The following is a 23,384-nucleotide window of genomic DNA, read 5'->3' as shown; positions in this document are numbered from 1 at the left end:
GCACCACGTAAGGAAAGCGCTATTTTGCGTTAATTTATCTCCCGCACGGGGAAAAAGGCAAGCGCCATGAGGGAGATAATAGCAGGATCGCCGGTTTTGGCCCTATTGCGGCGATTTGGTCTCGGATTTGCTGTTAATCAGCCAGACGCCGAACAGAATAAACAGCGTGCCCAACGTTTTCAGCAGCGTAGCGGATTCGTTAAACCACGGCAGGATCACCGCCGCCAGATAGACCAGCGCGTAGCTGACGCTTAGCAGAGGATAAGCGCGGTTTAACGGCAGGTGGCGCAGCGCAAAGAACCAACACAGCATCGACAGCGCATAACCGAAGATGCCGCCGCCCACCGCCAGAAGCGGCAGCCAGTAGTCGCCGATCAACGCCAACGAGACGTCGGCGAACGACATCAGCGGGATTTGCACCATGCCCCACTTCATCAGCAACTGCGCCAGCGTCACCAGCAGTACGCTGGCGGCGCCCCAGGCATAGCCCCTCATGAATGCACGCTCATCAGCAGGATCCCCAACATAATCGACGCTACGCCACACCAGTGGCGCACGGTCGTCGGCTCATGAAACAGCCAGCGCGCCGCCAGCGTCACCATCACGAAGTTCAGGCTGAGCATCGGGTAAGCCAGGCTGAGCGGCAGGCGTTGCAGCACATTGAGCCACACCGCCATGCCCAGCCCCAGCAGCAGCACCGCCAGCGCCAGCCAACGCAGCGTCTGCTTCAGCCGCGCCTTGTCCGCCCGTTCCCAGCAGTGCGCCGCCTGCTTCTGGCACAGCTGCCCACCACAGGTGAGCAGACTGACCACTATCACCAACAGAAAACCGATCATGGTTGCTGTTTATACCACATCAGCACCAGACGGTTCATGCGATCCACCTTATCTGCGGCAGGCAGTTCCTGCGGCAGCGCTTCGCCGCGGGAGAGCTGCAACACCAGCGACACATTCCCCTGCTTGCGCGCCTGCGCCAGCCACTGCGGGAAGTCGGCGTCGCTGATCAGGTGGCCTTTGGCGTCCGGATACTCCAGACCATAAGCTACCTCGCCTTTCTGGCTGTACATCAGCACGTCGCTACGCTTCAGTTCCCAGGCCAAACCGGCCGCTACCCCGACGCTGTCGGTCAGCACGTAACGGCTGTCGCCCAGCTCGGCCATCGTGGCGCGCGCGAAGTTCTGCGGCAGCTTGGAATCGGTCACCTGTTGCGGGATGGCGTAGCCGATCACCAGGCACAGCAATACCGGGCAGGCCGCCGCCCAGCGCCATTGACGGCCGTTATCGCGTGCGGAAACCAGCGCGAACAGGAGCCAGCCGCCGAAGGCGATCAGGCCGAGCACCACCTTCGGCCACTCTTGCGCGGTAAACAGATGGGCTTTCGGCAGCAGGCCGGAGCTCAACACCACCAGTGCCACGATGCCGATCAGCCCGAACAGGCCGTTCAGCCAGGCATTGGCCTTGAACAGTCTGGCGCGCAGGGTGGCGGCGTAGTCTTCCGCATAGGCGGTCATCAGCAGCGCCAGCGGCGCCATGCACGGCAGAATGTAGGTCGGCAGCTTGCCTTTGGCGATGCTGAAGAAGATCAGCGGCATCATCGCCCAGCTCAGCAGGAAGAACAGCTCCGGGCGCTGTACGCGTTCGCGCCAGCCCTTGAGCAGCGCACCGGGCAGCAGCGCAAGCCACGGCAGCACCGCCGCCAGCAGGATCGGCAGGTAATACCAGAACGGCGCCTTGTGCTGGGCGTTATCTTCGGCGAAACGCTGAATATGTTCGACCCAGAAGAAGTAATTCCAGAAATCGGGTTCGCGTTGCGCGATCGCCAGCGCCCACGGCAGGCTGAGCAACGTAGCGGTCACGATCGCCACCGGGCCGTAGCACAGCAGATCCTTGATGCGACGTTGCTGGATGACGATCGGGATCACCGCGATCACCGGCACCGCCAGCGCCAGGAAGCCCTTGGTCATAAAGCCCATACCGCAGGCCAAGCCCAATAGCGCGTAGGCGCCCAGCTTGCCTTTGACCGAGGTGGCTTTCAGCGTCAGGTAGTAGCTGACCATCGCCGCCGCCAGCCACAGCGAGATCATCGGATCCAGCACGCTGTAGGTGCCGATGCTGAACACCAGCACCATCGACAGGAATATCAGCGCCGCCAGGCTAGCGCGGCGCGCATTGCGCCACATCAGCATCGCCAGCGCGAACACCAGCAGTGCGGTCATGCCGGTGCTGAACACCGAGCCGAAGCGCACCGCAAAGTTGTTTTCGCCGAACAGCCACTGGCTGATGTTATTGAACCAGTAACCCGCCACCGGCTTTTCGAAGTAGCGCAGCCCCAGCAGGTGCGGCACAACCCAATCGCCGCGCTGCAGCATTTCACGGCTGATCTCGGCATAACGCGTCTCGTCCGGCTGCCACAGCAGGCGGCCGTTAAGCGGGATCAGGTAAACCAGAGCAAAAAAAACGGCCAGCAGAATGGCCCAGGATCCTTTTAGCGCCTTCATGTAACGTCCTTCACATCGGTTTGACAGCCCAGCCAACCTTCGCGGCCGGGGAAAGGAGCACGCTTGATGCGGCCCAACGGCAGTGACGCCAAATCTTGTGGTAACAGCGCGCTCAGCGGGCAGAATTCGATGCCCTGCTGCCGTGCGCGTTGCAATAACTGTTCGAACATCGCCGCTTGCGACATGCCTTCCACTTCGGTGTGAATGGTGTACACCGGCACGCCGCGATCGTTCTCGATGGCGCGCAGAATGTAGTCGTTGAAGTCGGCCATGCTGACTTCGCTGCCGATCACTTCGTCGAAGGTCGGCAACGTCACCGGGATCTGCACCGTGCCGTGACGCCCGTCGCTCAGCACCGGACGGAACGGATGGGTGCCGCGGCAATCGCTGTTGTAATGGAAGCCGAAGCGTTGCTTGACCTCCAGCACGCGCGTATCGGCACGCCAGCCCGCCACGGCGGAGCATTTCACCGGCTGGCCGGTGCTGGCGCTCAGGGCATCGACGCCCCGCTGCACTTGTTCGGTCAGCTGCGCCTCGCTCCACTTGCCGACCTTGGCCTGCCACCCCTGGTGATCCCAGGCGTGCAGCCCGACTTCATGGCCGGCTTCGGCGGTGCGCTTCATCAGCGGCCCCAGCGCGCGTGAAATGTTGCGCCCCGGCCACGCGGTGCCGGCCAGCAGAATATCCAGGCCGTACAGCGAAGCGGCGTTCGATCGCAGCATTTTCCACAGAAATTTCGGACGCAAAAGGCGCCAAAGATGGCGCCCCATGTTGTCCGGTCCCACGCTGAAGAAGAAGCTGGCCTGAATGTCGTACTTTTCGAACAGGTCCAGCAACTGCGGCACCCCTTCACGGGTGCCGCTGAAGGTATCTACATCAACCCGCAGACCGACTTTCTTCATGCATCGTTCCCTTCCTGAACGGTAGTGCGCAGGAAGTAGTCCAGCGTATCGGCGACGGTTTGCTTCATCTCGATGGTCGGCTGCCAGCCCAGCAGGCGGCGCGCGTTCTTGATGCTCGGCGTGCGGTGCTCGACGTCCTGGTAACCTTTACCGTAGTAGCTGCTGCTCTCCACGTCCTTGAAGCCGGCAAACGGCGGGAAGCGGTCGCGCAGCGGGTGGTTGTTGAAGCTTTCCAGCAGCATTTCCGCCAGCTCGCGGATGCTCGCTTCGTTGGTCGGGTTGCCGATGTTGACGATCTGGCCGTCGCACAGGCCGTCGCGGTTCTCGATGATGCGGAACAGCGCTTCGATGCCGTCGTTGATGTCGGTGAAGCAACGTTTCTGCGCGCCGCCGTCCATCAGTTTGATCGGCGAACCTTCCACCAGGTTGAGGATCAGCTGGGTGATGGCACGGGAAGAGCCGATACGCGCGGCGTCCAGGTTATCCAGGCGCGGCCCCATCCAGTTGAATGGACGGAACAGCGTGAACTTCAGGCCTTCTTTAGCGCCGTAAGCCCAGATCACCCGATCCAGCAGCTGTTTGGAGACCGAGTAGATCCAGCGCTGTTTGTTGATTGGCCCGACGATCAGGCGCGAATGGTCTTCGTCGAACTCTTTGTCGTCGCACATGCCGTACACTTCTGAGGTGGACGGGAAGATGATGCGCTTGTTGTATTTCACGCAGTCGCGAACGATCTTCAGGTTCTCTTCGAAATCCAGCTCGAACACGCGCAGCGGGTTACGGGTGTATTCGATCGGCGTCGCGATCGCCACCAGCGGCAGCACCACGTCGCATTTCTTGATGTGATACTCGATCCACTCGGAGTGGATGCTGATGTCGCCTTCCACGAAGTGGAAACGCGGGTTGTCGAGGAAACGGCTGATGGCGTCAGAGCCGATATCCAGACCGTAGATGTCGTAACGATCGTCGCGCAGCAGACGCTCGGTCAGGTGGTTGCCGATGAAACCGTTGACCCCGAGGATCAGCACGCGAGTGCGGCGTTTCATCACGGCGTTAGGCTTGGCGGCCAGACGCACGTCGGTGACGATGCCCATTTCCTGCGCCAGGCGGCTGCCCTGCACGTACAGGCCACTTTCGTTCTGCCCGGCGACGATTTCCAGCGCGCCTTCGCCACAGGCGATGACCAGCGGGGCGGTGCTCAGCACGGTGCCCGGTTGTTTATCGTGTTGGGTATCCAGCACGCGGGAACGCCAGACGATCAGCTTGCGCTGGCCGAGGTAGCTGAATGCCCCCGGGTACGGTTCAGTGACGGCGCGCACCAGGTTGTTGATCTCTTTGGCGGATTTGTGCCACAAGATCTCGCCGTCCGCCGCGGTGCGGCGCCCGAAGTAGCTGGCCTGAGACTCATCCTGCTTGGTAAAAGTGGCGGTGCCGTTCTTCAGCTTCGGCAGCTGCTCTTTCAACACGGCCTGCGCGGCTTCCAGCACTTTTTTGTGCAGCGTCAGCGCGGTGTCGTTGTCGGCGATAGCCACTTTCTGCTGGCCCACAATGTCGCCGGCGTCAGGGCGTTTCACCATTTTGTGCAGGGTGGCGCCGGTTTCGGTTTCGCCATTCACCAACGCCCAGTTCACCGGCGCGCGGCCACGGTAGCGCGGCAGCAGCGAACCATGCAGGTTGAAACCGCCCAACGGGGCCAGCGACAAGATCTCGTCGCTCAGCATGTGACGGTAGTAGAACGAGAAGATCACGTCCGGCTGCAGTTCGCGAATGCGATCAACCCACAGCGGGTGGTTCACGTCTTCCGGCGCATAGACCGGCAGATCCAATTCGGCGCCCAAACGGGCCACGGAGGAGAAGAAGTTGTTCTCACCTGGGTCGTCGGTGTGCGTGAACACAGCCTGCACGTCATAACCCGCCTCAGTCAGCGCTTTCAGACCTGCGCAGCCAATATCATGGTAAGCAAATACAATAGCTTTCATCATTCTTCTTCCTGAGTATTGTGGTCTTGCTGTACGCCGACCACTTTCTGAACAAAATAGCGAGGACGTGCGCGCACGTCGGTATAGATGCGGCCGATGTATTCACCCAGCAGCCCCATGCCGACAAACTGGGCGCCGATAAAGGTGAACAGGACGGCGAAAAGCGTGAACACGCCGCCGGCGGCCCATTCAGGACCGAGCAGCAGACGCAGCGCGATCAGCACCAGCGCCAACACGAACCCGGACAGCGCCACGATGCTGCCGACCACGCTGAGCAAACGCAGCGGCGTAGTGGTCAGACAGGTGATCAGGTCATACATCAGGTTGATCAGCTTCATCAGGCTGTATTTGGAGTCGCCGAACTCGCGCTCGGCGTGACGCACGTCGATCTCGGTCGTGCGACGGGCGAAGGTATTCGCCAGGATCGGGATGAAGGTGCTGCGCTCATGACAGTGCAGCATCGCCTCAACGATATGACGACGGTAGGCGCGCAGCATGCAGCCGTAGTCCCCCATCGATTTACCGGTGGCGCGTTGAATCATCATGTTGATTACGCGCGAAGCGCTTTTGCGGAACCAGGAGTCCTGACGGTTGGCGCGCACGGTGCCCACCACGTCATAGCCCTCTTCCGCCACGCTGACCAGCCGAGGGATTTCCTCCGGCGGGTTCTGCAGATCGGCGTCAAGGGTAATCACCAGATCGCCGGTCACCTGATTGAAACCGGCCATGATCGCCGAATGTTGGCCATAGTTGCGGTTAAGCAGGACGGCAATCACGTGACTGTCCGGCTTTTCGGCCGCCGCGGTCAGCATGTCAGCGGAGTTGTCGCTGCTGCCATCGTCGACGAGAATGATTTCATAAGGTTGGGATAACTGCTTACAGGCGGCGGTAGTGCGCTCCAGCAACGCAGGCAGGCTTTCCTGCTCGTTGTATACCGGGATGACTATCGACACTTTTTTGATCGGTTCAACGCGAGACACGTAAAGACTCCACAACAGAAGACAAGGCATTGACCACGCGATCCACATCGGCGTCGGTCATATCAGGGAATAGCGGTAAGGTGCACAGCCGCGCCGAGTTCCATTCGGTATTCGGCAACGACAGCTGCGGATAGCGCTCACGGTAGAATTTCTGGGTGTGCGCCGCACGGAAATGCAGCCCGGTGCCGATGCCAACCTCTTTCAGGCGCTCCATCAGCTGGTCGCGATCGAGGCCGCAGCGCTCGGCATCGACGCGCACCATAAACAGGTGCCAGGCGTGGTCATGCGGATAATCCGGCACGCCCAACGGCTGGAACGGCGAGCCTTCCAGCGCGCTCAGGTAGCGCTGCGCCAGCGCCTTACGGCGCGCGTTCAGCTCGGCGAAGCGCGACAGTTGCACCACGGCGATCGCCGCGTGAATGTCGGACAAGTTGTATTTGTACCCCGGCTCCACCACTTCGGCCTGCGGTTTGCGGCCAAGCTGCTGGCGATCGAAGGCATCGACGGCCAGGCCGTGGAACTTCAGGCAACGCAGGCGATCCGCCAGCGCATTGTCGTCGGTGGCGATCAGGCCGCCTTCGGCGCAGGTCACGTTCTTAATCGCGTGGAACGAGAAAATCGCCGTGCCGCGCGCGCCGACCCATTCGCCGTTGTAACGCGTGCCGACCGCATGGGCGGCGTCTTCGATTAACGGCAGACCATGGCGTTCGGCCACGGCGCGCAAAGCGTCCATCTGCAGGGGGGCGCCGGCATAATGCACCGGAACAATCGCTTTGGTTTTCGGGGTGATGGCAGCCTCGACGTCGGCGGCACTGACCATCAAGGTCTCACGGTCAACGTCGATCATCACCGGCGTAGCGCCCAGCAGTTCGATCATGTTGAGGGTGGAAACCCAGGTTTGGGAAGGGGTGATGACTTCATCGCCGGGCCCCACGCCCAGCGCCATCAAAGTGATGTGCATGCCTGCTGTGGCGGAACTGACGGCGATGGCGTGCTTACAGCCGAAGGTGGAACAGAAGTCGCTTTCCAGTTGCTGATTTTGCGGGCCGGTGGTGATCCAACCGGAACGCAACACTTTCTCTACCGCGGCGATTTCTTCGTCGCCGATGGCTGGACGAGAGAAAGGTAAAAATTGATCCATAGTTAACCCCAAACGTATCGGACTGCTTTTGATGACACTGTAAATCCCTTTCGTTTAACGAATATTAAACGCCAGAGAAGAATCGTTTCCGTGGATTAACTGCCAATGTAAGGCCGCAAGCTTAACTAAACCTTAAGACGAGACTTGTCATCAGTGGGAGAACTGATAGGAAGGTGCCGTCATCATTAATATAATTTTATTATGTAAATCAATTTCTTATATTTTTTAATAATTACTTACGTGTTTTATTTTTGCCGAATCAAGCGTAGCACGTCATCGACGTTTTTCAAGAAAATCGGTATGAAAATGAGAGACCGCACAATATTCGCCGATGCTTATCTGACTATTTATATTCACTATGTTTAGTTTCCGTTTACGTTGCGCCCCGCCGACTGGGTTAATTAAGCCGTGCGGGTCATGATCCAACGCTGGTCCCCTACCCATTGCAGCTGGAAATCCACTTCATAAATCTGCGACAGCAGCGCGGGCGCCATCACTTCACGCGTGACGCCCTGCGCCACAAGCCGGCCGGCATGCAGCAACCAAACCCGATCGGCCTGCTGCAGGGTGTGATTCAGATCGTGCGCGCATACCAGCGCGCTGCGCCCGCTCTGGCAGAATTCGCGCAGCAGGCGATCCAGCGCGACTTTCTGCGCCACATCCAGGCTGTTGGTCGGCTCATCCAGCAACAACAGGCGGCTGTGCGGATTGACGCTGGGCCACACCTGCAGCAAGACCGCCGCCAGCCGCACCCGTTGCCATTCGCCTCCAGAAAGCTGCGTCAGCATGCGTGACAGCTTATCCACCAGCTTCAACCGCCGGCACAGATAGAGGATGGCGTGCTCCACATCGGTTTGCGTTGCCGCCGCAGGCCGGTGCAGCGCCAAATACTGAAACACCGGCATCAGCGACACCGGCGGCTGTTGCTGGCTGAGGTAACCGCGCCGGGATGCCAGTTCGCTCCCCGGATAATCGGAGAGCGCGCGTCCGTCCAGACGAACCTCGCCCAGCCCCGGCAGCATGCCCGCCACCCGCGCCAGCAGAGTGCTCTTCCCGGCGCCGTTTGGGCCGATCAGGTGAACCTGCAACCCGCCGTCAATCTGTGCCGAAAAAGGCGCCAGGCGCCCCGCCACCCCAACCTCAACGAGTTGCAGCATCCGTCTTACCCTGCCAGCGCTTGTTTCACCGCCGCCACCAGCGCCGGATCTTCCGGCGTGGTGTCAGGCGAGAAGCGCTGGATCACCGTGCCGTCGCGCGCGATGAGGAATTTCTCGAAGTTCCACAGAATATCGCCGGCGTGCTTCGGCGCACGCCCTTTGCTGGTCATCCGCGCCAGGAACTCGCTGCCCTGCGGCGCGACAGCAGCCGGCTGCGCGGCAATCAGCGCCTGATACAGCGGATGACGGTGTTCGCCGTTCACCTCAATCTTGGCGAACATCGGGAATTGCACGCCGAAAGTGCCGCGGCAAAACGCCAGGATCTCTTCGTTGCTGCCCGGCTCCTGCCCCAGGAATTCATTGGACGGGAACCCCAGCACTTCCAGCCCCCGATCGCGATAGGTTTCGTACAGCGCTTCCAGCCCTTCATATTGCTTCGTCAGGCCGCACTCCGAGGCCACGTTGACCACCAGCAGCACCTTGCCCTGATAGGCCCCCAGCGTGGTAGCCTGATTTTCGATGGTCTGTAACGGCAGGTTATAAATTGGATTGCTCATCGGTTGTCATCCTGTAGTTTTTTAATGGCAGGTGAATGAAGAAAACTACCTTACGCCTTTTGCCCGGGTCAGTAACCAGATAAATAGCGGCGCTCCCAGCGTAGCGGTCACCACGCCGATCGGCAGTTCGGCCGCCAGCAGCGCAACGCGGGCAATCACATCGGCCACCAGCAACACGCCGGCCCCCGCCAGTGCGCAGGCCGGCAACAGATAGCGTTGGTCGGTCAGGCCGGTGAGCCGCAAAATATGCGGGATCACCAGCCCGACGAAGCCGATCACCCCGGCGAGCGCCACGCTGACGCCCACCAGCCAGCCGATCGCCAGCACCAGCAGGTTGCGCCACAGATGCAGCGACAGCCCGAGCTGCCGCGCCTGCACCTCGCCCAGCGCCATCAGGTTAAGCGCTCGCCCCTGGCCGCACAGCCACAGCAGTACCGGCAGCAGCGCCAACACCAGCCACTTTTGGCGCCAGTCGACGCCGCCGAAGCCCCCCATCATCCAGTACATCAACTGCCGCAGATCGAGACTGGTGCTGAAATAGACCGCCCAGGTCATCAGCGCGCTGCACACGATGCCCAGCGCCACTCCCACCAGCAACAGCCGCGCATTGGTCAGGCGGCGCCGGCGAGCGAAGCCCAGCAGCAAGAACGTCATCGCCAGCGCGCCTGCTATCGCGGCGGCGCTCATCAGCGCTACCGGCAGCAGACCGTGGCCCAGCAGCACCGTCAGCACCAGCGCGACGCCGGCGCCGTTCGCCACCCCCAGCAGGCCAGGTTCCGCCAACGGGTTTTCAAATAGCGCCTGCATCACCGCCCCGGCTACCGCCAGGGCGGCGCCGACCAACATCACCGCCAGCGCACGCGGCAATCGCAGTTGCCAGACGAACAGCTGCGCCCGATCGCTGAACCATTCTGACGGCCATATCCATCGATCGCCGGCGCAAAGGCTAAACAGCAATGCCAGCACCACACCCAGCGCCAACAGAATGACCTGGCGTTTATCGCGGTAACGTTGATGTTGCAACAGTAAGGTGAAGGTACGGCTGGTTGGCATGGCGCGGCGATTCCCTGCCGGCCGCTGTCGTGGCCGGATAATTGACGTCTGAGTCAAATATTAGGGGGTTAACGCCGCAAGGGGAAGCCTTGCGTAAGCGATGGCGCAGGAAAGCAGCGGCTGGCCCTGCCCGTCATCGCCAGGATGATGGCAAAACCAGCCGCCGATAAACTCAGGGGTTAACGATGCTGACCGGGGTTGCCCTGCGGATAGGGCCGGCCGCGGCCGTCATCGCGCCGGTCATGGTCGCCGCGATCGTCATGATCACGATTATCGCGATCGCCGTGGAAAGGATTGCCGCTGCGCGCCGGCTCGCGATGCTCATAGCCGCGCGGCGGCGAAGGCTGCCAGCGCCCGCCGTCCCAGTACAGGCCGCGCGCATTGCGCTCCCCCAAACCGCGGCCCTGGTGTGCATGCCACCATTGCGGGGGACGCCAGTCGTAGCCATCCCAGTAGTAACCACGGCGGTCCTGATCCCCCAAATGTAGGGAAACGCCCGGCACGTTGATATCGACAGAGACATCGGCCTGTGCCGCCAGCGGCAGCAACAGAGGGAAACACACCAGCAACAGGAGCTTTTTCATTTTGCCTTCTCACTCTATTTTTCTTGCTGCAGTGGTTATATCAGTGCGCTTATTTAGCGACTATCTCACCGGTGCCTATTTTCAGATCGTTTTCGACGGCCTTACACAATCCCGACACTGTTTGCCGACGTCTTTAATTATTATTGCCTCTGCCAAGGCTTAACGAATAACTGACATCGCTTAAGCGGCGCGACAATGATAATTAAACGGATCCCCACCGGAGGATAATAAGATGATTAAACGACTCGGTATGCTGCTGGCCGTGGTCGCACTGGCCTCAACCCTTAGCGCCTGCTGCTGGGGCCCTCACGGAGGCGGCGGCCACCGTGGCGATGGCCCTGGCCATTATTACGGGCGTTATTGAAGTGAGAAATAAAAGCCACGCATTACATGAAATAAGATATAAGAATATTCCGCAATTAAGGACAATGATTTTCGCCGTGCCGACTTAACGGCTCAATGAAGTCATGTCTTATCGATTAGGAATAAACTGAATTTTGTCCCAGAAAAGAAAAAGGCCGCGCAAGCGGCCTTTTTTGATGTCACGTCACTCACCCTTTCGGGCTGGCGTTTTCTACCCGGCTTTTCAGCTTCTGCCCCGGACGGAAGGTCACCACGCGGCGCGCCGTAATCGGAATGTCTTCGCCGGTCTTCGGGTTACGCCCCGGACGTTGGTTCTTGTCACGCAGATCAAAGTTGCCAAAACCCGACAGTTTTACCTGTTCGCCATTCTCAAGGGCCCGACGGACCTCTTCAAAGAACAGTTCCACCAGGTCTTTGGCGTCCCGTTTGCTAAGCCCAAGCTTCTCAAACAGGTGTTCTGACATTTCAGCTTTAGTAAGCGCCATAGGTTCAATCCCTCAAGGATGCTTGGAATCGCTGTTTTAGAGCCTCTACGCATTTTGCAACGGTAGCGGCTATCTCCTCTTCTTCCAGTGTACGAGCGGTATCCTGCAATACCAGACTGATAGCCAGGCTCTTGTCACCTTCTGCCACGCCCTTGCCACGGTACACGTCAAACAAGTTTACGCCAACTACCTGATTTGCGCCAACTTTCTTACACTCGGCCAAAATATCTTCTGCGGGGACGTTTTCAGCCACCACAATGGCGATATCACGGCGGTTTGCCGGGAAGCGCGAAATCTCCCGCGCCTGAGGCACGGCGCGGCTCGCAAGCTTGTTCCACTCCAGTTCAAACACCACGGTGCGGCCGTTAAGATCCAGTTTACGTTCAAGTTCCGGGTGAACCACACCGATGAAACCAACGCGTTCGCCGTGCAAATAAATCGCCGCACTTTGCCCTGGATGCAGGGCCGGATTGGCTTCCGCCCGGAACTGAATTTCGGATAATTTACCGGTCAGCTCGAGGACAGACTCCAGATCCCCTTTTAAATCATAGAAGTCGACGGGCTTGCGCGCCAGATCCCAATGTTCATCGTGCGTATGGCCGGCGATCACGCCCGCCAGCATGACGTCCTGACGGATACCCAGATCTGCCGCACTATCAGGCACAAAGCGCAGGCCGCTTTCGAACAGGCGCAGGCGCGTCTGCTGGCGGTTCTGGTTGTACACCACCGCAGACAGCAGGCCGGTCCACAGCGACAGACGCATCGCCGACATTTCGACCGAAATCGGGCTCGGCAGGATCAGCGCTTCTTCATTCGGGTGCAGCAGCGCCTGCACTTTCGGATCGACGAAGCTGTAGGTGATCGCTTCCTGATAACCGTGATCGACCAGCATGGTCTTCACGCGCTTGAGCGTCAGATCGGCTTCGCGATGCTGGGTCATCACCAAATCGGCGCGCACCGGTACATCCGGAATGTTGTCGTAGCCGTAAACGCGCGCCACTTCTTCCACCAGATCCTCTTCGATCTCCATATCGAAACGCCAGCTCGGCGCGACCGCTTGCCAGCTGTCGCTCTGTTCGGTCACCTGGCAACCCAGGCGGCGCAGAATGTCGCTGACCTGCTCGCTCGGCACCACGTGGCCGATCAGGCGATCCAGCTTCTCGCGGCGCAGCGTGATGGTGGCGCGCTTCGGCAGTTCATTCTCGTGAGTCACGTCGATAATCGGGCCTGCCTGGCCGCCGCAGATGTCGAGCAGCAGGCGCGTGGCGCGCTCCATGGCTTTGTACTGCAGCGCCGGATCGACGCCGCGCTCATAGCGGTGAGAAGCATCGGTGTGCAGGCCGTGACGGCGCGCGCGGCCGGTGATCGACAGCGGGCTGAAGAAAGCGCACTCCAGCAGCACGTCCTGGGTTTCGCCGTTGACGCCGGAATGCTCGCCGCCGAAGATGCCGCCCATCGCCAATGCTTTTTGGTGATCGGCGATCACTAAGGTGTCGGCGTTCAGTTTGGCTTCGTTGCCGTCCAACAACGTCAAGGTTTCCCCTTCTTCCGCCATGCGCACCACGATGCCGCCGTCGATGCGGCTCAGATCGAAAGCGTGCATCGGCTGGCCAAGTTCCAACAGCACATAGTTGGTGACGTCGACGACGGCATCGATAGAACGGATACCGCAACGACGCAGTTTTTCACGCATCCACAGCGGGCTTGGCGCCTTGACGTTGATGCCTTTCACCACGCGGCCCAGATAACGCGGGCACGCCTGCGGCGCGTCAACGCGGATCGGCAGCGTGGCGTCAATCGTCGCGGGCACCGGGCTCATGTCCGGCTCGGTCAGCGCAACCTGGTTCAGTACGCCCACGTCACGCGCGACGCCGATGATGCCCAGGCAGTCGGCGCGGTTCGGGGTGACGCTGATCTCGATGGTGTTGTCGTTCAGTTTCAGATAGTCACGGATGTCGGTGCCGATCGGCGCATCCAGCGGCAGTTCGATAATGCCGTCATGATCGTCGGAAATGCCCAGCTCGGAGAACGAACACAGCATGCCTTCCGAAGGTTCGCCGCGCAGTTTGGCGGCCTTGATTTTGAAATCGCCCGGCAGCACCGCGCCCACGGTGGCGACCGCCACTTTCAGGCCGGTGCGGCAGTTCGGCGCGCCGCAGACGATGTCGAGCAAGCGATCGCCGCCCACGTTAACTTTAGTGACGCGCAGTTTATCGGCGTTCGGGTGCTGACCGCACTCGACAACCTCACCCACCACGACGCCGTTAAACGCGCCGGCAACCGGATCCACGCCGTCCACTTCCAAACCGGCCATGGTGATTTGATCGGATAATGCTTCGCTGCTGATGGCCGGGTTTACCCACTCGCGCAACCAGAGTTCACTGAATTTCATGTGATATTCCCGCCTTACTTAAACTGTTTGAGGAAACGCAGATCGTTTTCGAAGAATGCGCGCAGGTCGGTGACGCCGTAACGCAGCATCGTCAGGCGCTCCATGCCCATACCGAAGGCGAAGCCGGAGTAAACTTCCGGATCGATGCCCACGTTGCGCAGCACGTTCGGATGCACCATGCCGCAGCCCAGCACTTCCAGCCATTTACCGTTTTTACCCATCACGTCCACTTCGGCGGACGGCTCGGTGAACGGGAAGTAGGACGGACGGAAACGAACCTGCAGGTCTTCTTCAAAGAAGTTATTCAGGAAATCGTGCAGCGTGCCCTTTAGGTTGGTGAAGCTGATGTCTTTATCGACGATCAGCCCTTCCATCTGGTGGAACATCGGGGTGTGAGTCTGATCGTAGTCGTTACGATAAACGCGGCCCGGCGCAATGATGCGGATTGGTGGCTGCTGGTTCTTCATGGTGCGGATCTGCACGCCGGAGGTCTGAGTGCGCAGCAGGCGCGTCGCGTCGAACCAGAAAGTATCGTGGTCGGCGCGCGCCGGGTGATGCCCTGGAATGTTCAGCGCGTCGAAGTTATGGTAATCGTCTTCAATCTCCGGGCCGGTAGCGACGGAGAAGCCCAGCTCGCCGAAGAAGGTTTCGATGCGGTCGATGGTGCGGGTCACCGGGTGCAGGCCGCCGTTTTCCATGCGACGGCCCGGCAGGGAGACGTCGATGGTTTCAGCCGCCAGGCGCGCGTTCAGCGCGGCGCTTTCCAGCGCGTTCTTGCGCGCGTTCAGGGCGTCTTGCACCTCTTGCTTGGCCTGGTTGATCACCGCGCCGGCCGCCGGACGGTCTTCCGCCGGTACGTCGCGCAGAGACTGCATCTGCAAGGTGAAATGACCTTTCTTGCCAAAATATTCGACGCGCACCAAATCTAACGCGGCAACATCCTGGGCATCTTCTACGGCTGCCTTGGCATTGGCAACCAGCTCTGCGAGATGTGGCATTGCTTTCCTCTTCCTCTGGCCGGGATGGCCCTAAGTAATTGTTATCTATTATTCGAACACGCCTTTGAGCAATCTTCAAAGACTTTTCAATGCGTTGCCGGCCAGGCAGCTCGCCTGCGCGGCGCAGGGCCGGCTGAGTACCCGCCGTTCTCACCGCAACGCTTTGCAAGGCGGGACGATGGCCAAAAACAAAAAAGCCTCCACGAGGGAGGCTTAGGCGCTACTTTTCGTTTCTTTTCTTACGCGCAAAGCCTCCTGAAGTCAGGCGCTAAAGTAAAAAAAGAAACGAAAAATAGCTGCGTGCATGATTGCGGTACCTTGTCGATGATTGTCCACCAGTGATATAGCGGCGGGCAATGAAAGTCAATATTTGTCGCTGAAAACAAAGATTAAAAGAGGGAGCAAGCTCCCTCTTCTACTGACTTACGCCAGAGCTGCTTTCGCTTTCTCAACCAGTGCGCCGAAGGCCACTTTGTCGAAGACTGCGATGTCAGCCAGGATCTTACGGTCAATTTCGATCGAGGCTTTTTTCAGGCCGTTGATGAACTTGCTGTAAGACAGACCGTTCTGACGAGCAGCTGCGTTGATACGTGCAATCCACAGCTGACGGAACTGACGCTTACGTTGACGACGGTCACGGTAAGCATACTGACCTGCTTTGATTACTGCCTGGAAGGCAACACGATATACGCGCGAACGGGCACCGTAGTAACCTTTCGCCTGCTTCATGATTTTCTTGTGACGTGCGCGTGCAATTACACCACGTTTTACGCGAGCCATATGCTCTCTCCTAAAGTCTTATTCTAAATTCAAAAAAAATGGCTTATGCGTACGGCAGGCACGCGGTAACCAGGACCAGATCGTTTTTAGACACCATGCCTTTCGGACGCAGGTGACGTTTACGCTTGGTTGCTTTTTTGGTCAGAATATGACGCAGGTTGGCATGTTTACGCTTAAAACCACCGCTGCCGGTTTTTTTGAAGCGCTTGGCTGCACCACGTACAGTTTTAATCTTTGGCATTTTAATTAAATCCACTTCGCATTGTTAAACAACGAATCAGTTGGGCGAATAAAACCCACACAGCGCAAGCGCCGCGCGGGTTCCATTACTTGTAAGCCTTACTGTTTCTTCTTAGGAGCGAGCACCATAATCATCTGGCGGCCTTCGATCTTCGTAGGGAAGGACTCGACCACTGCCAGATCCATATCTTCACACAGGTCTTTACGGACGCGGTTAAGCACTTCCATGCCGATCTGCTGGTGCGCCATCTCACGCCCGCGGAAACGCAGGGTGATTTTGGCTTTATCGCCATCTTCCAGAAAGCGAATCAGGTTGCGTAGTTTGACCTGATAGTCGCCATCATCGGTGCCAGGACGGAATTTGATTTCCTTGACCTGGATAACTTTTTGCTTCTTCTTCTGTTCTTTCGTCGACTTGCTCTTCTCGTAGAGGAATTTGCCGTAATCCATGATTCGGCAAACTGGCGGTTCGGCATTTGGGCTGATTTCTACTAAATCAACGCCCGCTTCCTCAGCTTTTTCAAGAGCTTCATTCAGACTGACAATACCAATCTGCTCGCCATCGACGCCGGTTAGGCGAACTTCTTGCGCGCGAATTTCTCTGTTAATGCGATTAGGACGCGCCGGTTGAACTCGTTTTCCGCCTTTAATACTTTATTCCTCCAGTTGATGAAGACTACGGCTGCGAATCTCTTTCAGCAGCTTGTCTACGACTTCGTTTACGTCCAGGCTTCCCAAGTCTTTGCCACGGCGGGTACGAACGGCAACTTTGCCTGCTTCGACCTCTTTGTCACCGCACACCAACATGTAAGGGACTCGACGTAAAGTATGTTCGCGAATTTTAAAGCCAATCTTCTCATTTCTCAAGTCCGCTTTCACGCGAATACCTGCATCCTGCAGTTTTTTGGTCAATTGCTGGACGTAATCAGACTGGCTGTCGGTGATATTCATCACCACCACCTGCACCGGAGCGATCCAGGTCGGGTAGAACCCGGCATATTCTTCGGTAAGGATACCGATGAAGCGTTCCATGGAGCCCAAAATGGCGCGGTGAATCATTACCGGCACGACGCGATCGTTGTTTTCGCCAACGTACGATGCGCCCAAACGGCCCGGCAAGAAGAAATCGAGCTGCACGGTACCACATTGCCATGCGCGATCCAAACAATCATGCAGGGTAAATTCAATTTTCGGTCCGTAGAAGGCGCCCTCGCCCGGCTGGTACTCGAACGGAATGCCGTTCTCGGTGAGCGCGGCGGCCAGGTCTTCTTCTGCACGGGTCCACATGTCGTCGGTGCCGATACGTTTTTCCGGACGCGTGGACAGCTTGACGGCGATCTTGTCGAAGCCGAAAGTGCCGTACACGTCATAGACCATGCGAATGCATTCGTTCACTTCGGCGCGCACCTGCTCTTCGGTACAGAAGATGTGGGCGTCATCCTGCGTGAAGCCGCGCACGCGCATCAGGCCGTGCAGGGAACCCGAAGGCTCGTTGCGGTGGCAGCTGCCGAATTCGCCCATGCGCAGCGGCAAATCGCGGTACGACTTCAGGCCCTGGTTGAAGATCTGCACGTGACCCGGGCAGTTCATCGGCTTGATGCAGTATTCGCGGTTTTCCGACGCGGTGGTGAACATGGCGTCTTTGTAGTTTTCCCAGTGGCCGGTTTTTTCCCACAGCACGCGGTCCATCATGAACGGACCTTTCACTTCCTGGTACTGGTACTCTTTGAGCTTCATGCGCACGAAGGCTTCCAGCTCGCGGAAGATAGTCCAACCGTCGTTGTGCCAGAACACCATGCCCGGCGCTTCTTCCTGCATATGATACAGGTCGAGCTGTTTGCCGATCTTGCGGTGATCGCGCTTGGCCGCTTCTTCCAGGCGTTGCAGGTAGGCGTTCAGCTGCTTCTTGTCTGCCCAGGCGGTACCGTAGATACGCTGCAGCATTTTGTTTTTGCTGTCGCCGCGCCAGTAAGCGCCGGAGGTTTTCTGCAGTTTGAAATGGTGGCAGAAACGCATGTTCGGCACGTGCGGACCGCGGCACATGTCGACGTATTCTTCGTGGTGATACAGGCCCGGACGATCGTCATGGCTGATGTTCTCATCCAGGATCGCCACTTTATAGATTTCGCCGCGCTCAGCGAAGGTGTCGCGGGCTTCTTGCCAGCTGACCTTCTTCTTGATGACGTCGTAATCCTTATCGGCCAACTCGTGCATCCGCTTTTCCAGCAGATCCAGGTCTTCCTGCGTCAGGGTGCGGTCGATATCCACGTCATAATAGAAACCGTTGTCGATCACCGGACCGATCGCCATTTTGGTATCCGGCCACAGCTGCTTGATCGCATGACCCAGCAGGTGCGCGCAGGAGTGGCGCATGATTTCCAGACCGTCTTCGTCTTTGATGGTGATGATGGCCAGCTGCGCATCTGATTCGATCAGATCGCCGGCGTCGACCAGCTCGCCGTTGACGCGGCCGGCGATACAGGCTTTCGCCAGGCCAGGGCCAATATCGCGCGCGACATCCATCGGGGAAACGGGGTGGTCGAAATGACGCTGACTTCCGTCAGGAAGGGTAATAACAGGCATTAATAATTCCTTATCTACAGTGGTGACCCACACGACAGATCACATGCAGTACGAAAATTGGATTTTGGGTTTGGTCAGCCAGGTTTCAGATCTCGCCCACAATTGCCAGATTGAAACCTCACTGGGTATACAGAATGGAACGCATACCTTCTCAGCCGCATTCGGCTAAGCGAATAGTATCACTAAAATTGTTCCGGATAAATAAAGCGCCGCCGCCCTCACACTTTCGCTCTATCCGGCGCAAACACGCCTTTCAGATAGCTAAGGGTGGCCAGCAGGCACAGGCCGTAGCCCAGCAGTTCGCATCCCTCTTCCACCATGTTTTTCACCACCCGGTTGTAACCGTCCAGCATCAGCGTTTGCCACAGCGCGCTCATGCCGAACAGGCGTGAAAACACCAGGATGCACAGCAGGCCGGCGCACATCATGCCGTAGCCGGGGTGCGACACGATATAGACCAGGCCGCGCGCCGTAGCCGCAATATGCCTTGCGGCATGCCACAGACAGGCCAAGGCGACCGCCAGCGCGAACCACACCCAGGCGCCGTGCCACAACGCATCGAAAGCGAAGTCCATCTCGCGGATCAGCATGCAGAGAAAGAAGCCGCCAACCAGCAGCCAGGCGGAACGACGCTCGGCCTGTCGCCGAGCCGCGGCGAAGAAACCGCCGGAGATGGCAAGCAGCAACAGCTCCTGCGCCGCTTCGGTCAACGAGGTTTCATGCACGAAGTTATGCAGCCAGTGCACATCGATAAACACCAGGCCGACCAATGCCCCCATGAAGGCGGCGGAAAGCGCGAATGCGCCGATTTTCCCCAGTAAAATATGCAGTTCTTGTTTCATAATCACACTCATTATTATTTACAGCGCATCTATGGTATCCACCTGTTCTCAGGGATCGTGGCAATTGATGCCTAATGCCCTGCGCCGCGCGAAAGGTGGTCGTTAATTACGCCGAAACAATAAAAAACCCCGGCACCTGGGCCGGGGTGAGGCCAGTCTTTCCTGGCAGTCACTTCATCGTCGTCAGTATTCCAGGCTCTCATCCCTATATCATCGAGACGCGCAAAGGAGCCTGAAGATTACGCCTGCGCAGGTGATACCGCGATACGGCGGACATTGGTGTTAACGCCCCACAAGCCGGCCAACGCACTGACCACTGCGCCAATCAACAGCGCAAAGAACGACCACAATGCGGCCCGCGACAATTCGTCCGCAGCAGCGGCAGCCTGCTCGCGCGCCTTCTGTTTCAGCTCCACATACTCCTGTTTTGCCTGATTGATTTTTGCTTCGGCGTCATCCAAACGCTGATTAACCAGCTGGGCAGTTTTATTTTTGGCTTCGACCAAATTCTTCACCGTCTGGTCCACTTCCTGCGGCGTCATCTCGGTATTTTCCGCCAAGGCCTTTTTCAGGGCGTCTTGATCCACATCTTGCGAGATGGCCTCACCCTGTTTTTTAAGCTTGGCGACCAGTTGATTAATAATGGCGTCGCTATTGTCAGGCTGAAGTGCCAGAGCTTTTACTGCGTCCGCCAAATCAGTTTTGGCCGCATTCAACTGCTGTTGCATGAATTCAGGCTGTAATGACGGGATACCGCTTTTTTTAAGCGCCGTAACCACATCGCCTTGCAACTGTTCAGGTTCCAAGGTTGTGTCAATGCCCAACTTGTCAAACACTTTACCGCCGGCGTCCGCCAATCCGGATGCCCCTTTGCCAATCGCTGAACCGGCGCCGGAGAGCAAGCTGCCGGAGGTCGAAGCGATAGCGCCCAGCGCATTGCCGGTCGCCTTCACGGCAGACCCGACCAGCATCCCCCCCAGCACCGCCGCCACAATCAGTGAGGTCGCCCATACCAGGAAGCCATGAATAAGTCCGTCATTAGCAGCCAAACGCCCGGCAATAAAAGCGCCGGCGGCCAAACTAATAATGATTGAAACAGCGGACCAAATCACTACGGTGGTACCGGCGCCGTTTATCGGATCGTCTGATGTCGGATCCACGATGGAGAATCCAAGACTGGTGCCTAACGTCGACAGCAACAGTGAAACAGCCAATACGGTGATCACGCCGCCGATGACGCTGCCCCAGGAGATTTTTTTCGCCGCTACCCATTCTTTTGCCACTTCCATAGTAAAACTCCTTTTAAGTTTTCGATTATAAAGAAATGCCAGAAAGCCTTACCATTATAGACTCGCTTCATCGATCAGGCGGTTAAAGGGTGAAAACAGTTAAAAATAATTAATGATAATGACTTCAGACGTGGGTTTACTTTCAGCGGCGCTACGCTGACAGGCCGCCTTAGCGTCACTATTCTTACGCTATCCACCAATGAACAAGGTCTTAGCGCACAACATGAACCGGTTACTCGCAGCCCTCATCGTGGCGTGCGCAGCATTGGCGACGTTATATGGGCTGGTGCATTTTGGCGCACGTTCGGTGCCGCGCGCGATTGCGGTCAACGAGGCGCCGCTGGGGTGTGAGGATGAACCTGAGCTCGCCGGCGAGTGCAGCGATGACGATGAGTCTCCCGCCGACGAATTTCGCCGGCCGGCGATGCTGAACGCCCGGGCCGACGGTTAATTAACGTTACGAGCTATCCCCATTGCCGCCAGGCGTACGGCAGGCTAGGCTGTTCAGCTCATGGGCCGCCGTTTGGCGGCTTGAACGTTGCACAGGGAGTCTATTTTATGACGGGTATTTTGCAGTTATTCCAGGCCATCGGACTGGGTTTGGTGCTGCTGTTGCCGCTGGCCAACCCGCTGACCACGGTGGCGTTGCTGCTCGGATTGTCCGGCAATATGACGCGCGAAGAGCGTAATCAGCAGTCGCTGATGGCCTCGGTTTATGTGTTCTGCATCATGACGGTGGCGTTTTACGCCGGGCAGGTGGTGATGAACACCTTCGGCATTTCGATCCCCGGCCTGCGCATCGCCGGCGGCCTGATCGTCGCCTTCATCGGTTTTCGCATGCTGTTCCCGCAGCAGAGCCCCGAAGACGCGCCGGAGGTGGAGAGCAAGTCGCACGAGCTGCGCCACAAGACGTCGGCCAACATCGCCTTCGTGCCGCTGGCCATGCCGAGCACCGCCGGGCCGGGCACCATCGCGATGATCATCAGCTCGGCGTCGAGCGTCAAAGCGAATTCGCTGGGTTTTGAACCCTGGGTGTTGGCCGTGGCGCCGGTCGCCATCTTCCTGACGGTCGCGGTGATCCTGTGGGCCTGCCTGCTCAGTTCCGGCGCCATCATGCGGTTGGTCGGGAAAAGCGGCATCGAGGCGATCTCGCGCCTGATGGGTTTCCTGCTGGTGTGCATGGGCGTTCAGTTCATCATCAACGGCGTGCTGGAGATCATCTCCACCTATACACCGGCCGCCGCCTGACCATGAAAAACGGGCGCGACATCGCGCCCGTTGCCGTTATTTCCCCGCCGGCGCCTGCGCGCCCAAAATGCCCTTGCCTTCCGGCACTTCGGTAAAGCGACTGAGGATCTCGCTGTAGGTCTTGGCCGGATCCAAATCCGGGAACTGCGCCGGATAGATAAACTTCGCCAGATACTCCAGCCCGACGATGTTGTACGGGTGGTTGTAGAAGTTATGGTAGATGCCGTAGAACCGCCCTTCCTTCACCGCCGACACCTGCGAGAACCCCGGGCGCTGCTTCATGCGGTTGAAGGCCTCATCCACCTGCTGCTGCGTCACGCCATAGCCGAACGGCACCGCGGCGTTGGTCTTGCTGGCCCACTGCGAGCCGGAAACGATGTAGGCATCCGGTTTCATGCTGATCACTTTTTCCAGCGCCACGTCGCCGGTCGCGCCCGGCAGCAGCGCAGAACCGATGTTGCGCGCGCCGACCGCTTCGACCAACGCGCCCCAGCCGACGTGCGCATGGGTGAAGCAGCAGGATTCCAGGCCATTCAGACCGGCCTTGGCTTCGAAGAACACCAACGGTTTGGGTGCCACCGCCTGCGTTTTGGCCAGAATGGCCTGATAATGCTGCTGATAATAATCGGTATATTGCTTGGCTTCGCTTTCGCGGTTGAGGGTTTCCCCCAGCAGCGTCACGCTTTTCGGCGTGTTTTCCACCGGCTTGAGCATGGTATCGATAAACAACACCGGCACGTTCAGCGCCTTCAGCTTATCCAGCACGCCGGTTTGGCTCAGCGAAGGTTTGGAACGCAACTGGGCGATCATCAGATCGGGGCGCTTGGCGATCACGCTCTCCAGATTCACTTCGCCTTTATCGCTGAATCCCATGTCGATGATGTTTTTCGCCGCCGGCCATTTGCTCTGCAAGATTTCCCAGGTCGCCGCGTCGCTTTTCTTCAGCAGGTTATTCCAGGCCACCAGCCGGCCGAACGGGTTGGCGCGATCGAGCAGCGCCAGCGTGAGAATGTCGCGCCCGTCCTGCACCACGATGCGTTTCGGCTCCTGCGGGAGGGTGACCGTCTGGCCGGAGGTGTCGGTCAGGGTCAACGGATAGGTAGTGGCCATCGCCGGAGAGGCGAGTAAGGCGGCGCAAACCAGCGCCGGCAAAGTGATTCGACGGTGCACGAAAGACTCCTTAGTCATGAATACATTCAGGAAATACTAATGAGAATGGCTTGCATTATCAAAGATAACGCCCGGCATGCCGGCGATTAATTGCAAAGGGATGTGTAAAGGAAGGATAAGAGGCGCGCCGGAGCCGGCGCGCCC

At 58.4% G+C, this 23,384-nt stretch carries 24 protein-coding genes and 1 other annotated feature; of the genes, 2 read left to right on the top strand and 22 right to left on the bottom strand.

Going from position 1 to position 23,384, the window contains the following annotated elements:
- Positions 1 to 102: 102 nt before the first annotated feature.
- The 21 genes from arnF to ACP3TA_RS16630 all read right to left on the bottom strand — a co-directional run bounded on the left by arnF (position 103) and on the right by ACP3TA_RS16630 (position 20,822).
- Positions 103 to 495, bottom strand: coding sequence for a 4-amino-4-deoxy-L-arabinose-phosphoundecaprenol flippase subunit ArnF (gene arnF, locus ACP3TA_RS16730; RefSeq protein ID WP_044031356.1), 393 nt, complete (start codon positions 493 to 495; stop codon positions 103 to 105).
- Entirely contained in the window at positions 492 to 836 is a 345-nt protein-coding gene (arnE, locus tag ACP3TA_RS16725; RefSeq protein ID WP_142002358.1) for a 4-amino-4-deoxy-L-arabinose-phosphoundecaprenol flippase subunit ArnE, read from the bottom strand. The genes arnF and arnE overlap by 4 nt, the downstream gene beginning before the upstream one ends.
- Positions 833 to 2,497: a lipid IV(A) 4-amino-4-deoxy-L-arabinosyltransferase gene (gene arnT / locus ACP3TA_RS16720; protein ID WP_060440070.1), complete on the bottom strand. Its 1,665-nt coding sequence runs from the start codon at positions 2,495 to 2,497 to the stop codon at positions 833 to 835. Before arnT ends, arnE begins: the two co-directional genes overlap by 4 nt.
- Complete coding sequence (gene arnD / locus ACP3TA_RS16715; protein ID WP_015377704.1) at positions 2,494 to 3,399, bottom strand: 4-deoxy-4-formamido-L-arabinose-phosphoundecaprenol deformylase; 906 nt, start codon at positions 3,397 to 3,399, stop codon at positions 2,494 to 2,496. The genes arnT and arnD overlap by 4 nt, the downstream gene beginning before the upstream one ends.
- Positions 3,396 to 5,378 carry a bifunctional UDP-4-amino-4-deoxy-L-arabinose formyltransferase/UDP-glucuronic acid oxidase ArnA gene (gene arnA, locus ACP3TA_RS16710; RefSeq protein WP_033644264.1) on the bottom strand — a complete coding sequence of 661 codons (1,983 nt, stop codon included), beginning with the start codon at positions 5,376 to 5,378 and terminating at the stop codon, positions 3,396 to 3,398. Before arnA ends, arnD begins: the two co-directional genes overlap by 4 nt.
- Positions 5,378 to 6,358 (bottom strand): undecaprenyl-phosphate 4-deoxy-4-formamido-L-arabinose transferase, encoded by a 981-nt coding sequence (arnC, locus tag ACP3TA_RS16705; protein WP_033642884.1) that lies wholly within the window; start codon positions 6,356 to 6,358, stop codon positions 5,378 to 5,380. Before arnC ends, arnA begins: the two co-directional genes overlap by 1 nt.
- Complete coding sequence (gene arnB / locus ACP3TA_RS16700; RefSeq protein ID WP_089196986.1) at positions 6,345 to 7,499, bottom strand: UDP-4-amino-4-deoxy-L-arabinose aminotransferase; 1,155 nt, start codon at positions 7,497 to 7,499, stop codon at positions 6,345 to 6,347. Before arnB ends, arnC begins: the two co-directional genes overlap by 14 nt.
- A gap of 401 nt (positions 7,500 to 7,900) precedes the next feature.
- Positions 7,901 to 8,656: a vitamin B12 ABC transporter ATP-binding protein BtuD gene (btuD, locus tag ACP3TA_RS16695; RefSeq protein WP_033642882.1), complete on the bottom strand. Its 756-nt coding sequence runs from the start codon at positions 8,654 to 8,656 to the stop codon at positions 7,901 to 7,903.
- A 5-nt stretch (positions 8,657 to 8,661) separates the two neighbouring features.
- On the bottom strand, positions 8,662 to 9,213 hold the full coding sequence (locus tag ACP3TA_RS16690) for a glutathione peroxidase (protein WP_033642881.1): 552 nt from the start codon (positions 9,211 to 9,213) through the stop codon (positions 8,662 to 8,664).
- A 45-nt stretch (positions 9,214 to 9,258) separates the two neighbouring features.
- A complete protein-coding gene (btuC, locus tag ACP3TA_RS16685; RefSeq protein WP_033652456.1) occupies positions 9,259 to 10,266 on the bottom strand; it encodes a vitamin B12 ABC transporter permease BtuC in 1,008 nt (335 codons plus the stop codon).
- Positions 10,267 to 10,445: 179 nt separating this feature from the next.
- The gene (locus ACP3TA_RS16680) at positions 10,446 to 10,850 is read right to left on the bottom strand and encodes a DUF2502 domain-containing protein (RefSeq protein WP_089196985.1); all 405 of its coding nucleotides are present in this window, start codon (positions 10,848 to 10,850) and stop codon (positions 10,446 to 10,448) included.
- 551 nt (positions 10,851 to 11,401) lie between these two features.
- Positions 11,402 to 11,698 carry an integration host factor subunit alpha gene (gene ihfA, locus ACP3TA_RS16675; RefSeq protein WP_004931414.1) on the bottom strand — a complete coding sequence of 99 codons (297 nt, stop codon included), beginning with the start codon at positions 11,696 to 11,698 and terminating at the stop codon, positions 11,402 to 11,404.
- Between the two features lie 4 nt (positions 11,699 to 11,702).
- Positions 11,703 to 14,090 (bottom strand): phenylalanine--tRNA ligase subunit beta, encoded by a 2,388-nt coding sequence (gene pheT, locus ACP3TA_RS16670; RefSeq protein WP_142075452.1) that lies wholly within the window; start codon positions 14,088 to 14,090, stop codon positions 11,703 to 11,705.
- 14 nt (positions 14,091 to 14,104) lie between these two features.
- On the bottom strand, positions 14,105 to 15,088 hold the full coding sequence (pheS, locus tag ACP3TA_RS16665) for a phenylalanine--tRNA ligase subunit alpha (RefSeq protein ID WP_004931416.1): 984 nt from the start codon (positions 15,086 to 15,088) through the stop codon (positions 14,105 to 14,107).
- A gap of 187 nt (positions 15,089 to 15,275) precedes the next feature.
- Positions 15,276 to 15,398 (bottom strand) — a sequence feature (Phe leader region).
- Positions 15,350 to 15,394, bottom strand: a complete 45-nt coding sequence (gene pheM, locus ACP3TA_RS16660) for a pheST operon leader peptide PheM (protein WP_121626058.1) — start codon at positions 15,392 to 15,394, stop codon at positions 15,350 to 15,352. Its footprint overlaps the feature before it by 45 nt.
- 113 nt (positions 15,399 to 15,511) lie before the next feature.
- Entirely contained in the window at positions 15,512 to 15,868 is a 357-nt protein-coding gene (rplT, locus tag ACP3TA_RS16655; protein ID WP_004931417.1) for a 50S ribosomal protein L20, read from the bottom strand.
- 43 nt (positions 15,869 to 15,911) lie between these two features.
- The gene (gene rpmI / locus ACP3TA_RS16650) at positions 15,912 to 16,109 is read right to left on the bottom strand and encodes a 50S ribosomal protein L35 (protein WP_004931418.1); all 198 of its coding nucleotides are present in this window, start codon (positions 16,107 to 16,109) and stop codon (positions 15,912 to 15,914) included.
- Positions 16,110 to 16,207: 98 nt separating this feature from the next.
- Positions 16,208 to 16,759, bottom strand: coding sequence for a translation initiation factor IF-3 (gene infC, locus ACP3TA_RS16645; RefSeq protein ID WP_048233542.1), 552 nt, complete (start codon positions 16,757 to 16,759; stop codon positions 16,208 to 16,210).
- A gap of 3 nt (positions 16,760 to 16,762) precedes the next feature.
- Positions 16,763 to 18,691 (bottom strand): threonine--tRNA ligase, encoded by a 1,929-nt coding sequence (thrS, locus tag ACP3TA_RS16640; protein ID WP_025159696.1) that lies wholly within the window; start codon positions 18,689 to 18,691, stop codon positions 16,763 to 16,765.
- A gap of 218 nt (positions 18,692 to 18,909) precedes the next feature.
- Positions 18,910 to 19,533: a hypothetical protein gene (locus tag ACP3TA_RS16635; protein ID WP_046686952.1), complete on the bottom strand. Its 624-nt coding sequence runs from the start codon at positions 19,531 to 19,533 to the stop codon at positions 18,910 to 18,912.
- Positions 19,534 to 19,772: 239 nt separating this feature from the next.
- Positions 19,773 to 20,822, bottom strand: a complete 1,050-nt coding sequence (locus ACP3TA_RS16630) for a CAP-Gly protein (RefSeq protein WP_197754404.1) — start codon at positions 20,820 to 20,822, stop codon at positions 19,773 to 19,775.
- Positions 20,823 to 21,045: 223 nt separating this feature from the next.
- Between ACP3TA_RS16630 and ACP3TA_RS16625 the strand changes: the two genes are divergently transcribed.
- Both ACP3TA_RS16625 and ACP3TA_RS16620 read left to right on the top strand, forming a co-directional pair.
- Complete coding sequence (locus tag ACP3TA_RS16625; protein ID WP_047576023.1) at positions 21,046 to 21,273, top strand: hypothetical protein; 228 nt, start codon at positions 21,046 to 21,048, stop codon at positions 21,271 to 21,273.
- Positions 21,274 to 21,380: 107 nt separating this feature from the next.
- Positions 21,381 to 22,070, top strand: a complete 690-nt coding sequence (locus ACP3TA_RS16620; protein ID WP_033652461.1) for a MarC family NAAT transporter — start codon at positions 21,381 to 21,383, stop codon at positions 22,068 to 22,070.
- A gap of 36 nt (positions 22,071 to 22,106) precedes the next feature.
- Here ACP3TA_RS16620 and ACP3TA_RS16615 read toward each other — a convergent pair whose 3' ends face one another.
- The gene (locus ACP3TA_RS16615; protein ID WP_033642872.1) at positions 22,107 to 23,240 is read right to left on the bottom strand and encodes an ABC transporter substrate-binding protein; all 1,134 of its coding nucleotides are present in this window, start codon (positions 23,238 to 23,240) and stop codon (positions 22,107 to 22,109) included.
- Positions 23,241 to 23,384: the final 144 nt, after the last annotated feature.

This window comes from Serratia sp. 2C06 (assembly GCF_050037615.1).
Taxonomy (GTDB): domain Bacteria; phylum Pseudomonadota; class Gammaproteobacteria; order Enterobacterales; family Enterobacteriaceae; genus Serratia; species Serratia ureilytica.
The sequence above is the reverse complement of the archived record's forward strand: the minus strand, read 5'-3'. Positions and strand labels throughout refer to the sequence as shown.